Annotated in this window: 10 protein-coding genes and 1 pseudogene; all 11 read left to right on the top strand. The window is 68.9% G+C overall.

The window, feature by feature from the left end; genetic code table 11:
- A pseudogene (locus ABZX79_RS25350) lies at window positions 1–774 on the top strand (NADH dehydrogenase subunit D); the annotation flags it as partial.
- Complete coding sequence (nuoE, locus tag ABZX79_RS25345; RefSeq protein ID WP_355261968.1) at window positions 771–1,646, top strand: NADH-quinone oxidoreductase subunit NuoE; 876 nt, start codon at window positions 771–773, stop codon at window positions 1,644–1,646. The pseudogene ABZX79_RS25350 and the gene nuoE, both read left to right, overlap by 4 nt.
- Window positions 1,643–3,004, top strand: coding sequence for an NADH-quinone oxidoreductase subunit NuoF (nuoF, locus tag ABZX79_RS25340; RefSeq protein ID WP_355261965.1), 1,362 nt, complete (start codon window positions 1,643–1,645; stop codon window positions 3,002–3,004). Before nuoE ends, nuoF begins: the two co-directional genes overlap by 4 nt.
- The gene (locus tag ABZX79_RS25335) at window positions 3,001–5,514 is read left to right on the top strand and encodes an NADH-quinone oxidoreductase subunit G (protein ID WP_355261962.1); all 2,514 of its coding nucleotides are present in this window, start codon (window positions 3,001–3,003) and stop codon (window positions 5,512–5,514) included. Before nuoF ends, ABZX79_RS25335 begins: the two co-directional genes overlap by 4 nt.
- Entirely contained in the window at window positions 5,511–6,872 is a 1,362-nt protein-coding gene (gene nuoH / locus ABZX79_RS25330) for an NADH-quinone oxidoreductase subunit NuoH (protein WP_355261959.1), read from the top strand. Before ABZX79_RS25335 ends, nuoH begins: the two co-directional genes overlap by 4 nt.
- Window positions 6,865–7,515, top strand: coding sequence for an NADH-quinone oxidoreductase subunit NuoI (gene nuoI, locus ABZX79_RS25325; protein WP_355261956.1), 651 nt, complete (start codon window positions 6,865–6,867; stop codon window positions 7,513–7,515). Before nuoH ends, nuoI begins: the two co-directional genes overlap by 8 nt.
- Window positions 7,512–8,342, top strand: coding sequence for an NADH-quinone oxidoreductase subunit J (locus ABZX79_RS25320; protein ID WP_355261953.1), 831 nt, complete (start codon window positions 7,512–7,514; stop codon window positions 8,340–8,342). The genes nuoI and ABZX79_RS25320 overlap by 4 nt, the downstream gene beginning before the upstream one ends.
- A complete protein-coding gene (nuoK, locus tag ABZX79_RS25315) occupies window positions 8,339–8,638 on the top strand; it encodes an NADH-quinone oxidoreductase subunit NuoK (RefSeq protein WP_018101339.1) in 300 nt (99 codons plus the stop codon). The genes ABZX79_RS25320 and nuoK overlap by 4 nt, the downstream gene beginning before the upstream one ends.
- 16 nt (window positions 8,639–8,654) lie before the next feature.
- Entirely contained in the window at window positions 8,655–10,595 is a 1,941-nt protein-coding gene (gene nuoL, locus ABZX79_RS25310; protein WP_355261950.1) for an NADH-quinone oxidoreductase subunit L, read from the top strand.
- A gap of 5 nt (window positions 10,596–10,600) precedes the next feature.
- Complete coding sequence (locus ABZX79_RS25305) at window positions 10,601–12,196, top strand: NADH-quinone oxidoreductase subunit M (RefSeq protein ID WP_355261947.1); 1,596 nt, start codon at window positions 10,601–10,603, stop codon at window positions 12,194–12,196.
- Window positions 12,193–13,848, top strand: coding sequence for an NADH-quinone oxidoreductase subunit NuoN (nuoN, locus tag ABZX79_RS25300; RefSeq protein ID WP_355261944.1), 1,656 nt, complete (start codon window positions 12,193–12,195; stop codon window positions 13,846–13,848). Before ABZX79_RS25305 ends, nuoN begins: the two co-directional genes overlap by 4 nt.
- The last annotated feature ends 68 nt before the right edge of the window (window positions 13,849–13,916 follow it).

Here is a 13,916-nt window from a genome sequence, read left to right as displayed (position 1 = left end):
TACGCGTTCATCCGGCCCGGCGGACTGGCCCAGGACCTGCCCCCGGGCGCGATGGACCAGCTGCGCGAGCTTGTGAAGACCATGAAGAAGAACCTGCCGGAGTACGACAAGCTCGCCACCGGCAACCCGATCTTCAAGGCCCGCATGCAGGACGTCGGCTACCTCGATCTCACCGGCTGCATGGCGCTCGGCGCGACCGGCCCGATCCTGCGCTCGGCCGGGCTGCCGCACGACCTGCGCAAGAGCGACCCCTACTGCGGTTACGAGACGTACAACTTTGACGTACCGACCGCCGACACCTGCGACGCCTACGGCCGCTTCCTGATCCGGCTCGAAGAGATGCGGCAGTCGCTGCGCATCGTGGAGCAGTGCCTGGACCGGCTCAGGGAGCCGGGCCCCGTGATGGTCGCCGACAAGAAGATCGCCTGGCCCGCGCAGCTCGCGCTCGGACCCGACGGCCTCGGCAACTCGCTCGACCACATCAAGAAGATCATGGGCACCTCCATGGAGGCCCTGATCCACCACTTCAAGCTGGTGACCGAGGGCTTCCGGGTGCCGGCCGGGCAGGCGTACACGGCGATCGAGTCACCCAAGGGAGAGCTCGGTGTGCACGTGGTCTCCGACGGCGGCACCCGCCCCTACCGGGTCCACTTCCGCGACCCGTCCTTCACCAACCTGCAGGCCATGGCGGCGATGTGCGAGGGCGGCATGTTCGCCGACGTCATCGTCGCTGTCGCGTCCATCGACCCCGTGATGGGAGGCGTCGACCGGTGACTGCCACACCAGCAAATCAAGAGGTGAGTTTGGGGATGCCGCAGCTCCCCGCTCCCGACTACCCGGCCGACGTACGCGCCCGGCTCGACGCGGACGCGAAGGAGGTGGTCGCCCGCTACCCCGACAGCCGGTCCGCGCTGCTGCCGCTGCTGCACCTCGTGCAGTCGCAGGAGGGCCATGTCACCCGCACCGGCGTCCGGTTCTGCGCGGAAACGCTTGGCCTGACCACCGCCGAGGTCACCGCGGTGTCGACGTTCTACTCGATGTACCGGCGGAAGCCCTCCGGTGACTACCAGGTGGGCGTCTGCACCAACACGCTGTGCGCCGTGATGGGCGGCGACGCCATCTTCGACGAGTTGAAGCAGCACCTCGGTGTCGGCAACAACGAGACGACCGAGGACGGCAAGGTCACCCTCGAACACATCGAGTGCAACGCGGCCTGCGACTTCGCGCCCGTGGTGATGGTCAACTGGGAGTTCTTCGACGACCAGACGCCCGAATCCGCCAAGCGCCTCGTCGACGACCTGCGGGCCGGGCGGCCCGTCCAGCCCACCCGCGGCGCGCCCCTGTGCACGTACAAGGAGACAGCCCGCATTCTGGCCGGCTTCCCCGACGAGCGCCCCGGCGCCGTCGAGGCGACCGGTGGCGCCGGACCCGCCTCGCTCATCGGCCTCAAGCTCGCCAAGGGCGAGGCCCCGCAGCACCGCGTGGTCCACCCGCGCGGGGAGGCCCAGCAGGACAGGGGCGGGCACGACCGGCCGCCGCACGATCCTTCGCCGTCCGAGCACCTCAGCTCGCACGACGCTCCGCAGCAGACCTCGGCGTCCGACCCCGCGAACCCGGCCGGACCGGAAACCGAGGAGGGGGAGTGATGACCTTGGCAGCCGAGATCAACGAGACCAGCCCCGAAAAGCTGCTCTCACCCGTCCTGTCGGCGTTCTGGGACGAGCCCGAGTCCTGGACCCTGGCCACCTACCGGCGGCACGAGGGGTACGAAGGCCTGCGCAAGGCCCTCGCCATGTCGCCGGACGACCTCATCGCGTACGTCAAGGACTCCGGTCTGCGCGGGCGCGGCGGCGCCGGCTTCCCCACCGGCATGAAGTGGCAGTTCATCCCGCAGGGCGATGGCAAGCCGCACTATCTAGTTGTCAACGCCGACGAATCGGAGCCCGGGACCTGCAAGGACATCCCGCTCCTCTTCGCGAACCCGCATTCCCTCATCGAGGGCATCGTGATCGCCTGTTACGCGATCCGGTCGAATCACGCCTTCATCTACCTGCGCGGCGAAGTGGTCCCCGTACTGCGCAGGCTGCACGAGGCCGTACGAGAGGCATACGCGGCGGGCTTCCTCGGCGAGAACATCCTCGGCAGCGGTCTCGACCTCGAACTCACCGTGCACGCGGGTGCGGGCGCGTACATCTGCGGTGAAGAGACCGCGCTGCTCGACTCGCTCGAAGGCCGGCGCGGCCAGCCCCGGCTCCGTCCCCCCTTCCCTGCCGTCGCGGGTCTTTACGCGTGTCCGACTGTTGTTAACAACGTCGAGTCCATCGCGTCCGTTCCCGCGATCCTCAACAAGGGCAAGGACTGGTTCCGTTCGATGGGCAGCGAGAAGTCCCCGGGCTTCACGCTGTACTCGTTGAGCGGCCACGTCACCAGCCCCGGCCAGTACGAGGCCCCGCTCGGCATCACGCTGCGCCAGCTGCTCGACATGAGCGGCGGCATCCGCGCCGGACACCGGCTGAAGTTCTGGACGCCGGGCGGCTCTTCGACCCCGATGTTCACCGACGAGCACCTCGACGTCCCGCTGGACTACGAGGGTGTCGGCGCCGCCGGTTCGATGCTCGGCACCAAGGCGCTCCAGTGCTTCGACGAGACGACCTGCGTCGTGCGGGCCGTGACCCGCTGGACCGAGTTCTACGCCCACGAGTCCTGCGGCAAGTGCACCCCCTGCCGCGAAGGGACGTACTGGCTCGTGCAGCTCCTGCGCGACATCGAGGCCGGTAAGGGCCACATGAGCGACCTCGACAAGCTGAACGACATCGCCGACAACATCAACGGCAAGTCGTTCTGCGCGCTCGGCGACGGCGCCGCGTCCCCGATCTTCTCCTCGCTCAAGTACTTCCGCGCGGAGTACGAGCAGCACATCACCGGCAAGGGCTGCCCCTTCGATCCGGCCAAGTCGACCGTATGGGCCGACAAGCCCGCCCACCCCACGGAGGTGAACGCATGACCGTCACGACAAGTGCTCCCTCCGGAGGCGGCGAGGCGGCGGTTCCGCCGCCCGAGGATCTGGTCTCCCTCACGATCGACGGCATCGAGATCTCCGTCCCCAAGGGGACGTTGGTCATCCGGGCCGCCGAGCTGCTCGGCATCGAGATCCCGCGCTTCTGCGACCACCCGCTCCTCGACCCGGCCGGCGCCTGCCGACAGTGCATCGTCGAGGTCGAGGGCCAGCGCAAGCCCATGGCGTCGTGCACGATCACCTGCACCGACGGCATGGTCGTCAAGTCCCAGCTCACCTCGCCGGTCGCCGAGAAGGCCCAGCGCGGTGTGATGGAGCTGCTGCTGATCAACCACCCGCTGGACTGCCCGGTCTGCGACAAGGGCGGCGAGTGCCCGCTGCAGAACCAGGCCATGTCGCACGGCGACGCGGAGTCCCGCTTCGACGGCAAGAAGCGGACGTTCGAGAAGCCGGTCCCGCTCTCCTCCCAGGTGCTGCTCGACCGCGAGCGGTGCGTGCTGTGCGCGCGCTGCACCCGCTTCTCCAACCAGGTCGCGGGCGACCCGATGATCGAGCTGCTGGAGCGCGGTGCGCTCCAGCAGGTCGGTACGGGCGAAGGTGACCCCTTCGAGTCGTACTTCTCCGGGAACACCATCCAGATCTGCCCGGTGGGCGCGCTGACTTCGGCGGCGTACCGCTTCCGGGCCCGCCCCTTCGACCTCGTGTCCTCGCCGTCCGTCTGTGAGCACTGCGCGGGCGGCTGCGCGACCCGCACCGACCACCGGCGCGGCAAGGTCATGCGGCGCATGGCGGCCGAGGACCCCGAGGTCAACGAGGAGTGGATCTGCGACAAGGGCCGCTTCGGTTTCCGTTACGCGCAGCGTCCTGACCGGCTCACCACTCCGCTCGTACGCAACGAGGCGGGCGTACTGGAGCCGGCGAGCTGGCCCGAGGCGCTGGAAGTGGCGGCCAGGGGGCTCTCGGCGGCGCGTGGGCGGGCCGGTGTCCTGACCGGCGGCCGGCTCACCGTCGAAGACGCTTACGCGTACGCCAAGTTCGCCCGTATCGCACTGGACACGAACGACATCGACTTCCGCGCGCGCGTGCACAGCAGCGAGGAGGCCGACTTCCTGGCCTCCCGCGTCGCGGGGCGCGGACGTGATCTCGACGGTACGGGCGTGACATACACGGCGCTGGAGAAGGCGCCCGCCGTACTGCTGGTCGGCATCGAGTCCGAGGAGGAGGCGCCCGGCGTCTTCCTGCGGCTGCGCAAGGCCCACCGCAAGCACGGCCAGCGCACGTTCGCCGTCGCGACGCACGGCACCCGCGGGCTGACGAAGGCGGGCGGCACGCTGCTTCCCGCCGCACCCGGCACCGAACCCGAGTGGCTCGACGCCATCGCGGACCGCACCGAGCTCGGCGCCGACGGGAACGCCGCCACCGAAGCGCTGCGTGCGGCAGGTGCTGTCATCGTCGTCGGCGAGCGGCTGGCCGCCGTGCCGGGCGCGTACACCGCGGCCGTACGGGCCGCCACCGCGACCGGTGCGTCCCTGGTGTGGATCCCGCGCCGGGCCGGTGAGCGCGGCGCCGTCGAGGCCGGCGCGCTGCCTTCGCTGCTGCCCGGCGGCCGCCCGGCGACCGACCCGCGCGCGCGGGACGAGGTCGCGGCGGTCTGGGGCGTGGCCGAACTGCCGCTCCGTTACGGGCGCGACACCGGCCAGATCATCGAGGCCGCGGCCACCGGTGAACTGGCCGCGCTGCTCGTCGGCGGCGTCGAGGTCGCGGACCTTCCCGACCCGGTACGCGCGCGTGAAGCCCTCGATCAGGCCGGTTTCATCGTCTCCCTGGAACTCCGTCCCAGCGAGGTGACGGACCGGGCGGACGTCGTCCTTCCGGTCGCCGCGGTCGCCGAGAAGCCGGGCACCTTCCTGAACTGGGAGGGCAGGGCCCGGATGTTCGAGGCCGCGCTCAAGCCCGACCAGATGACGCGCTCGCTCGCCCCCGACGACGCGCGTGTCCTGCACATGCTGGCCGACGCACTGGACGTGCACTTGGCGCTGCCTGATGTACGGGCCGTACGCCGCGAGATGGACCGGCTCGGCGCCTGGGGCGGGGCCCACGCCACCGACCCCACCGAGTCCGCCCAGCCGCTGCCGCGCCCCGGCGCCGGCGAGGCGGTGCTCGCGGGGCACCGGCTGCTGCTCGACCAGGGCCGGCTCCAGGACGGCGACGAGGCGCTCGCCGGCACCCGGCACGCGGCCGTCGCCCGGCTTTCCGCGGCCACCGCGGACGGCACAGGTGTGAAGGACGGCGACCTGCTCGCCGTCACCGGCCCGGCCGGGACGGTCGAACTTCCGCTCCAGGTCACGCCGATGCCGGACCGTGTGGTGTGGCTGCCGCTGAACTCGACGGGCGGCGGCGTCGCCACCGACACCGGCGCGGTCCCCGGGCAGGTCGTCCGCATCGGCCCGGCGGCGGCCCCCGCCTCAGCCACCGACGCACCGGAGGTGCTCGCGTGAACCCGATGTACCTCGCTGCTGAGGACCTGTCCATGTTCGGGCACGACCCGTGGTGGCTCGTCGCCATCAAGGCCGTCTTCTGCTTCGCCTTCCTGATGATCACTGTGCTGTTCTCCATCGTGTGGGAGCGCAAGGTCGTCGCCTGGATGCAGCTGCGCATCGGCCCCAACCGGCACGGTCCCTGGGGCCTCCTCCAGTCCCTCGCGGACGGCATCAAGCTGATGCTCAAGGAGGACGTGATCGTCAAACGGGCGGACAAGGTCGTCTACATCCTTGCCCCGGTCGTCGCGGCGATCCCGGCCTTTATGGCGATCGCGGTCATCCCGTTCGGCCCGGCCGGCAACGAAGTCTCGATCTTCGGGCAGCGCACCACGATGCAGCTGACCGACCTGCCGATCGCGATGCTCTACATCCTCGCGGTCGCGTCGGTCGGCATCTACGGCATCGTGCTCGCGGGCTGGTCGTCCGGATCGACGTATCCGCTGCTCGGCGGTCTTCGCTCCTGCGCGCAGATGATCTCGTACGAGATCGCCATGGGCGCGGCCTTCGCCTCGGTGTTCCTCTACTCGGGATCGATGTCGACCTCGGCGATCGTCGAGGCGCAGGAGGACCGCTGGTTCATCATCCTGCTGCCGGTGTCCTTCATCATCTACGTCATCACGATGGTGGGCGAGACGAACCGCGCCCCGTTCGACATGCCGGAGTCCGAGGGCGACCTGGTCGGCGGCTTCAACACCGAGTACTCGTCGATCAAGTTCGCGCTGTTCATGCTGGCCGAGTACGTCAACATGGTCACCGTCTCGGCGGTCTCGGTCACCCTCTTCCTGGGCGGCTGGCGGGCCCCGTACCCCATCTCCGCCTTCTGGGAGGGGGCGAACCACGGCTGGTGGCCGATGCTCTGGTTCGTCATCAAGGTCCAGCTGCTGCTGTTCTTCTTCATCTGGCTGCGCGGCACGCTGCCCCGCGTGCGCTACGACCAGCTGATGAAGCTGGGCTGGAAGGTCCTGATCCCGGTCTCGGTGGTCTGGCTGATGCTGGTCGCCACGGTGCGCGCGATGCGCAACGAGAACATGGAATTCCAGAACATCGTTCTGTACGTCGCCGGGGCGATCATCACGATCCTGCTCCTCTCCTTCGTCGCCGACATCTTCCGCGACAAGAAGGAGAAGGAGAGGGCGGCGCAGGACGGTGCGGAACCGGCCGCGTTCGACCCGATGGCGGGCGGATTCCCGGTGCCCCCGCTGCCCGGACAGGAGTTGCCACCGGTGCCCCGCAGGCGGCCGCGCCACGAGCGCGAGCTGATTGTCAGTGGTGGGCCGGACACTATGAGTGACGGGAAGGAGTCCGACGATGCCTGACACCTCAAAGCCGGGGGAAGCCCCCCGCACGCCCTGGCAGAATCCGGTGGCCGGCTTCGGCGTGACCTTCAAGGCCATGTTCAAGAAGCGGCTGACCGAGCAGTACCCGGAGCAGCAGAAGACGACGGCGCCGCGCTTCCACGGCCGGCACCAGCTCAACCGCCATCCGGACGGTCTGGAGAAGTGCATCGGGTGCGAGCTGTGCGCCTGGGCCTGTCCGGCCGACGCGATCTATGTGGAGGGCGCGGAGAACACGGAGGAGGAGCGTTACTCCCCGGGTGAGCGTTACGGCCGCGTCTACCAGATCAATTACGCCCGCTGCATTCTGTGCGGCCTGTGCATCGAGGCGTGCCCCACCCGCGCGCTGACGATGACCAACGAGTTCGAACTGGCCGACAGCAGCCGCGAGTCGCTGATCTACACCAAGGAGCAGCTGCTCGCCGGCCTGGACGAAGGCATGGTCGAGGCGCCGCACTCGATCTTCCCCGGCATGGACGAGCAGGACTACTACCGGGGTCTGGTGACCGAGGCCGCGCCGGGCACGGAGCGGCAGGTGGCGCTGAGCAAGGGAGAGCGTCCCCAGGAGGCAGCGTCGACCTTCGGCGAGGACGAGCCGACATCGAAGAAGGTGATCGGGGGATGAACGCTCTTGCCGCCGCCGCTTCGACCGGCGAGGCCGTGCAGTTCTGGGTGCTCGGTACGGTCGCCGTCGTCGGCGCCCTGTGCACCGTCTTGATGAAGAAGGCCGTGCACAGCGCGCTGTGCCTGGCCGGGACCATGATCGTGCTGGCGGTCTTCTACCTCGCCAACGGGGCGTACTTCCTCGGCGTCGTCCAGATCATCGTCTACACCGGCGCGATCATGATGCTGTTCCTCTTCGTGGTCATGCTGGTCGGTGTCACGGCCGCCGACTCCCTGAAGGAGACGCTCAAGGGCCAGCGCTGGCTGGCCGCGGGCTGCGGCCTCGGCTTCGGCATTCTGCTGACCGCGGGCATCGGCAGCGCCTCGTTGAGCACCTTCAACGGGCTCGGCAGGGCCAACGCGGCGAGCGGCGGCAACGTCGAGGGTCTGGCCGAACTCATCTTCACCAAGTACGTCTTCGCCTTCGAGCTCACCGGCGCCCTGCTCATCACGGCGACCGTCGGCGCGATGGTCCTCACGCACCGCGAGCGCACCGAGCGCCCGAAGACGCAGCGCGAGATGTCCGAGGAGCGCGTACGCGGCAAGCACCTGCCGCCGCTGCCCGCGCCGGGTGTGTACGCCCGGCACAACGCGGTGGACATCGCGGGTCTGCTGCCGGACGGCACACCGTCCGAGCTCACGGTCAACAAGACGCTGCGCGGGCGCGGTCAGATCCGTGACGTGTCGAGCCAGGCCATCGCCGACCTGAAGGCGCTGGAGCAGCGCTCCGAGGAACGGCTCGGCCGTGAGCCCGGCCGTGACGAGAACGAATCGGAGGCCGCGAAGTGAACCCGGTCAATTACCTGTATCTCGCGGCGCTGTTGTTCACCATCGGCGCCGCGGGTGTGCTGATCCGGCGGAACGCGATCGTCGTCTTCATGTGCGTCGAGCTGATGCTCAACGCCTGCAACCTCGCGTTCGTCACCTTCTCCCGGATGCACGGCAATCTCGACGGCCAGATCATCGCGTTCTTCACGATGGTCGTCGCCGCCGCGGAGGTCGTGGTGGGTCTCGCGATCATCGTGTCGCTGTTCCGGTCCCGCCACTCGGCCTCGGTCGACGACGCCAGCCTGATGAAGCTGTAAGGGGTCGGAAGAAATCGTGGAGAACTTGATTGCGCTGCTCGTCGCAGCGCCTTTGCTCGGAGCGGCGGTCCTGCTGTGCGGCGGGCGGCGGCTCGACCGCGTCGGCCACTGGATCGGCACGCTGCTCGCGGCGGCCTCCTTCGTGCTCGGCGTGGTGCTGTTCGGCGCGATGCTCGGGTACGACGTAGAGGCGCGGACCATGCGTCAGCACCTGTACAGCTGGGTTCCCGTCGAGGGTTTCCAGGGTGACGTCGCCTTCCAGCTCGACCAGTTGTCGATGACGTTCGTGCTGCTGATCACCGGTGTGGGCACGCTGATCCACATCTATTCGATCGGCTACATGGAGCACGACGAGCGCCGGCGCCGCTTCTTCGGCTACCTGAACCTCTTCCTCGCGGCGATGCTCCTGCTGGTCGTCGCCGACAACTACCTGCTGCTGTACTTCGGGTGGGAGGGCGTCGGCCTGGCGTCGTACCTGCTCATCGGTTTCTGGCAGCACAAGCCCAGCGCGGCGACGGCGGCCAAGAAGGCCTTCATCGTCAACCGTGTCGGTGACATCGGTCTGTCCATCGCGATCATGCTGATGTTCACCACCTTCGGGACCTTCGCCTTCGGGCCGGTGCTGGGGGCTACGGGGGACACCAGCGAGGGCAAGATGACGGCCATCGGGCTGATGCTGCTGCTGGCCGCGTGCGGCAAGTCGGCGCAGGTGCCGCTCCAGTCGTGGCTCGGTGACGCGATGGAGGGCCCGACCCCGGTCTCGGCCCTCATCCACGCCGCCACCATGGTGACCGCCGGCGTCTACCTCATCACCCGGTCCGGCGCGATCTTCAACGCCGCCCCGGACGCGCAGCTGGCGGTCGTCGTGGTCGGTGCGGTCACGCTCCTCTTCGGTGCGATCGTCGGTTGCGCGAAGGACGACATCAAGAAGGCGCTGGCCGGTTCGACGATGTCGCAGATCGGCTACATGATCCTGGCGGCGGGCCTCGGCCCGATCGGTTACGCCTTCGCGATCATGCACCTGGTGACGCACGGCTTCTTCAAGGCGGGCCTCTTCCTCGGCGCCGGTTCGGTCATGCACGGCATGAACGACGAGGTCGACATGAGGAAGTACGGCGGCCTGCGGAAGTACATGCCGGTGACGTTCGTGACGTTCGGTCTCGGCTACCTCGCGATCATCGGCTTCCCGGGACTTTCCGGTTTCTTCTCCAAGGACAAGATCATCGAGGCGGCCTTCGCCTCGGGCGGCACCCAGGGCTGGATCCTCGGGTCGGTGACCCTGTTGGGCGCGGGCATCACGGCGTACTACATGACGCGCGTGATGATCCTGACGTTCTTCGGCGAGAAGCGCTGGCAGCCGGCGCCCGACCCGGACACGGCGCCCAGCGTCGAGCCCGGCATCGAGGTGCACCCGGGAGAGATGCCGCATCCGCACGAGTCGCCGAAGTCGATGACGATCCCGATGATCGTGCTCGCCTTCGGGTCGGTCTTCGCGGGAGGGTTCTTCAGCATCGGTGACCGGTTCGTGAACTGGCTGGAGCCGGTGACGCAGTTCGAGCACCCGCACCCGCCGATCAGCGTCCCGGTGATCACCGGCCTGACGGTCGCCGTCCTGCTGGCCGGCGTCGCGATCGCGTACGTCCAGTACGGCCGGGGGCCCGTCCCGGTCGTCGCCCCGCGCGGCTCGTTCGTGACTCGCGCCGCCCGCCGCGACCTCCTCCAGGACGACTTCAACCACGTGGTCCTGGTCCGCGGCGGCGAACACCTCACCCGCTCGCTCGTGTACGTCGACCACACCCTGGTCGACGGGGTGGTCAACGGAACGGCGGCCACGGTCGGCGGGCTCTCCGGCCGGCTGCGGAAACTGCAGAACGGCTACGCCCGCTCGTACGCGGTCTCGATGTTCGGCGGTACGGCGATCCTCATCGCCGTGACCCTGCTGATGAGGGCGGTCTGATCGATATGTCTGTAGTAGCAAACGCAGGCTTTCCTCTGCTGACGGCGACGGCGGTGCTCCCGGCGGTCGGTGCGGTCCTGACCGCCGCCGTACCCGCCGCGCGCCGCACCGCCGCCAAGTGGCTGGCGCTGTCCTTCTCGCTCGCCACGCTGGTGCTGGCGGCCCTCGTGGTCGTCCGCTTCGAGCCCGGCGGCGACCGCTACCAGCTCAACGAATCGCACGCCTGGATCCCGGACTTCGGGGTCAGGTACGAGCTGGGCGTGGACGGCATCGCGGTCGCGCTGATCGCGCTCACGGCGCTGCTGATCCCCTTCATCATCCTGGCGGGCTGGCACGACGCCGATCCGCTCGAAACGAAGTCGTCCCGCTGGCGGCCGACTCAGGGGTTCTTCGCCCTGATCCTGATGGTCGAAGCGATGGTGATCCTCTCCTTCGAGGCCACCGACGTCTTCCTCTTCTACATCTTCTTCGAAGCCATGCTCATCCCGATGTACTTCCTCATCGGCGGCTTCGGGGACCGGGCGCACGCGGGCACCGACGCCGCGGCGGCCACCCAGCGCTCGTACGCCGCCGTCAAGTTCCTCCTCTACAACCTGGCCGGCGGGCTCATCATGCTGGCCGCCGTCGTCGGGCTGTACGTGGTCGCCGGGAGTTTCTCGCTCGCGGAGATCGCCGAGGCGCGCGCGAGCGGCGAGCTGGAGATGGCGACCAACACGGAGCGGCTGCTCTTCCTCGGCTTCTTCTTCGCGTTCGCCGTCAAGGCGCCACTGTGGCCGCTGCACACCTGGCTGCCCAATGCCATGGGTGAGGCGACCGCCCCGGTCGCCGTGCTGATCACCGCGGTCGTCGACAAGGTCGGCACCTTCGCGATGCTGCGCTTCTGCCTCCAGCTCTTCCCGGAGGCCAGCAAGTGGGCCACGCCCGTCATCATCGTGCTGGCGCTGGTCAGCATCATCTACGGCGCGCTGCTCGCGGTCGGCCAGCGCGACATCAAGCGGCTGATCGCGTACGCCTCGATCTCGCACTTCGGCTTCATCGTGCTCGGCATCTTCGCGATGACGAGCCAGGGGCAGTCGGGCGCGACGCTCTACATGGTCAACCACGGGATCTCCACCGCCGCGCTGATGCTGGTGGCCGGCTTCCTGATCTCGCGGCGCGGGTCGCGGCTCATCGCCGACTACGGCGGAGTGCAGAAGGTCGCACCGGTGCTCGCCGGGACGTTCCTGGTCGGCAGCCTCGCGACGCTCTCGCTGCCGGGGCTGGCACCGTTCGTCAGTGAATTCCTGGTGCTCGTCGGCGCGTTCGCGGCGTATCCGGCGGCCGGGGTCATCGCGACCGTGGGCATCGTCCTTGCCGCGCTCTACACGCTCGTCCTCTATCAGCGGACGATGACGGGCCCGGTCAAGGCCGAGGTGCGGACCATGCCCGACCTCAAGGCCCGCGAGCTCGTGGTCGTCACCCCGCTGATCGCCCTGCTGCTGCTCCTCGGCGTCTTTCCCAAGCCGCTGACGGACATCGTCAACCCGGCCGTGAAGCACACCATGTCCGACGTCCGGAAGACGGACCCCAAGCCCGAGATTGAGGCGGAGGCGGCCAAGTGAGCACATCAGCTGTCCACAGCCTGTGGACGACGGTCGCGGCGCCCAGCGCCGAGGGCGGTTTCACGGCCCCGCACATCGAGTACGCCCAGCTGTCGCCGACGCTCATTGTCGTCGGCGCGGCGGTTCTGGGCGTACTCGTCGAGGCGTTCGTGCCGCGCAAGGCCCGGTACTACACCCAGCTGTTCCTGTCGGTCGTCGCCATCACCGCCGCCTTCGCGGCGATCGTGGCGCTCGCGGCCGGCGGGTACGGCACGACAAAGGCGCAGATCGCGGCGGAGGGCGCCATCGCGGTCGACGGCCCGGCGCTGTTCCTCCAGGGCACGATCCTGCTGGCCTCGCTGATCGCCGTGTTCACCTTCGCCGAGCGCAGGCTCGACCCGGACGCGCACGGCAAGCGGGTCGACTCGTTCGCCGCGCAGGCCGCGTCCGTACCGGGCAGCGACAGTGAGAAGGCCGCGGTCAAGGCCGGGTTCACCACCACCGAGGTCTTTCCGCTCGCGCTCTTCGCGATCGGCGGGATGCTCGTCTTCCCGGCGGCCAACGACCTGCTGACGCTGTTCGTGGCGCTGGAAGTCTTCTCGCTCCCGCTGTACCTGCTGTGCGCCGTCGCCCGCCGCAAGCGGCTGATGTCGCAGGAGGCCGCGGTGAAGTACTTCCTCCTCGGCGCCTTCTCTTCGGCGTTCCTGCTCTTCGGCATCGCGTTGATGTACGGGTACGCGGGCTCGGTCTCGTACGCCAGGATCGCGAGCGTCGTCGACGGCACGGTCAAGCAGATCGACCCGGCGCTCGCCGACACCATGGGCAGCGACGCGCTGCTGCTGATCGGTGGCGCGATGATCCTGATGGGCCTGCTCTTCAAGGTCGGCGCGGTTCCGTTCCACATGTGGACACCCGACGTCTACCAGGGCGCCCCGACCCCGGTCACCGGCTTCATGGCCGCCGCGACCAAGGTGGCCGCCTTCGGCGCCATGCTGCGGCTGCTGTACGTCGTACTGCCTGGCCTGCGGTGGGACTGGCGTCCCGTGATGTGGGCCATCGCGATCGTCACGATGCTGGGCGGCGCGATCGTCGCGATCACCCAGACCGACATCAAGCGGCTGCTGGCGTACTCGTCGATCGCGCACGCCGGATTCATCCTGGCCGGTGTGATCGCGACCACGCCCGACGGCATCTCGTCCGTCCTCTTCTACCTGCTGGCGTACTCCTTCGTGACGATCGGCGCCTTCGCGGTGGTCACGCTGGTGCGCGACGCGGGGGGCGAAGCGACGCATCTGTCGAAGTGGGCGGGGCTGGGGCGGCGCTCGCCGCTGGTGGCCGCGGTCTTCGCGGTGTTCCTGCTCGCCTTCGCCGGGATTCCGCTGACGTCGGGTTTCGCGGGGAAGTTCGCGGTGTTCAAGGCGGCGGCCGAGGGTGGCGCCGGGGCGCTGGTCGTGGTCGGTGTGATCTCGTCGGCGATCGCCGCGTTCTTCTACATCCGGGTGATCGTCCTGATGTTCTTCAGCGAGCCGAAGCCGGAGGGCCCGACGGTCGCCGTGCCGTCGCCGCTGACGATGGTGGCGATCGGGGTGGGCGTCGCGGTGACGCTGGTGCTGGGCGTCGCGCCGCAGTACTTCCTGGATCTGGCCGGCCAGGCGGGAGTCTTCGTCCGCTGACCGTATGGGCGCTGACCGTATGGGCATGATCGCCGCCCGGTGTCCCTCCTCGTAGGGGTGCCGGGCGG

The sequence above is a fragment of the Streptomyces sp. NPDC002994 genome, assembly GCF_040611155.1.
Taxonomy (GTDB): Bacteria; Actinomycetota; Actinomycetes; order Streptomycetales; family Streptomycetaceae; genus Streptomyces.
The sequence above is the reverse complement of the archived record's forward strand: the minus strand, read 5'-3'. Positions and strand labels throughout refer to the sequence as shown.

Coding starts and splice junctions, on each gene's coding strand:
- ABZX79_RS25335 (WP_355261962.1), top strand. CDS start 3,001: ATGACCGTCACGACAAGTGCTCCCTCCGGAGGCGGCGAGGCGGCGGTT.
- nuoI (WP_355261956.1), top strand. CDS start 6,865: ATGCCTGACACCTCAAAGCCGGGGGAAGCCCCCCGCACGCCCTGGCAG.
- ABZX79_RS25320 (WP_355261953.1), top strand. CDS start 7,512: ATGAACGCTCTTGCCGCCGCCGCTTCGACCGGCGAGGCCGTGCAGTTC.
- ABZX79_RS25305 (WP_355261947.1), top strand. CDS start 10,601: ATGTCTGTAGTAGCAAACGCAGGCTTTCCTCTGCTGACGGCGACGGCG.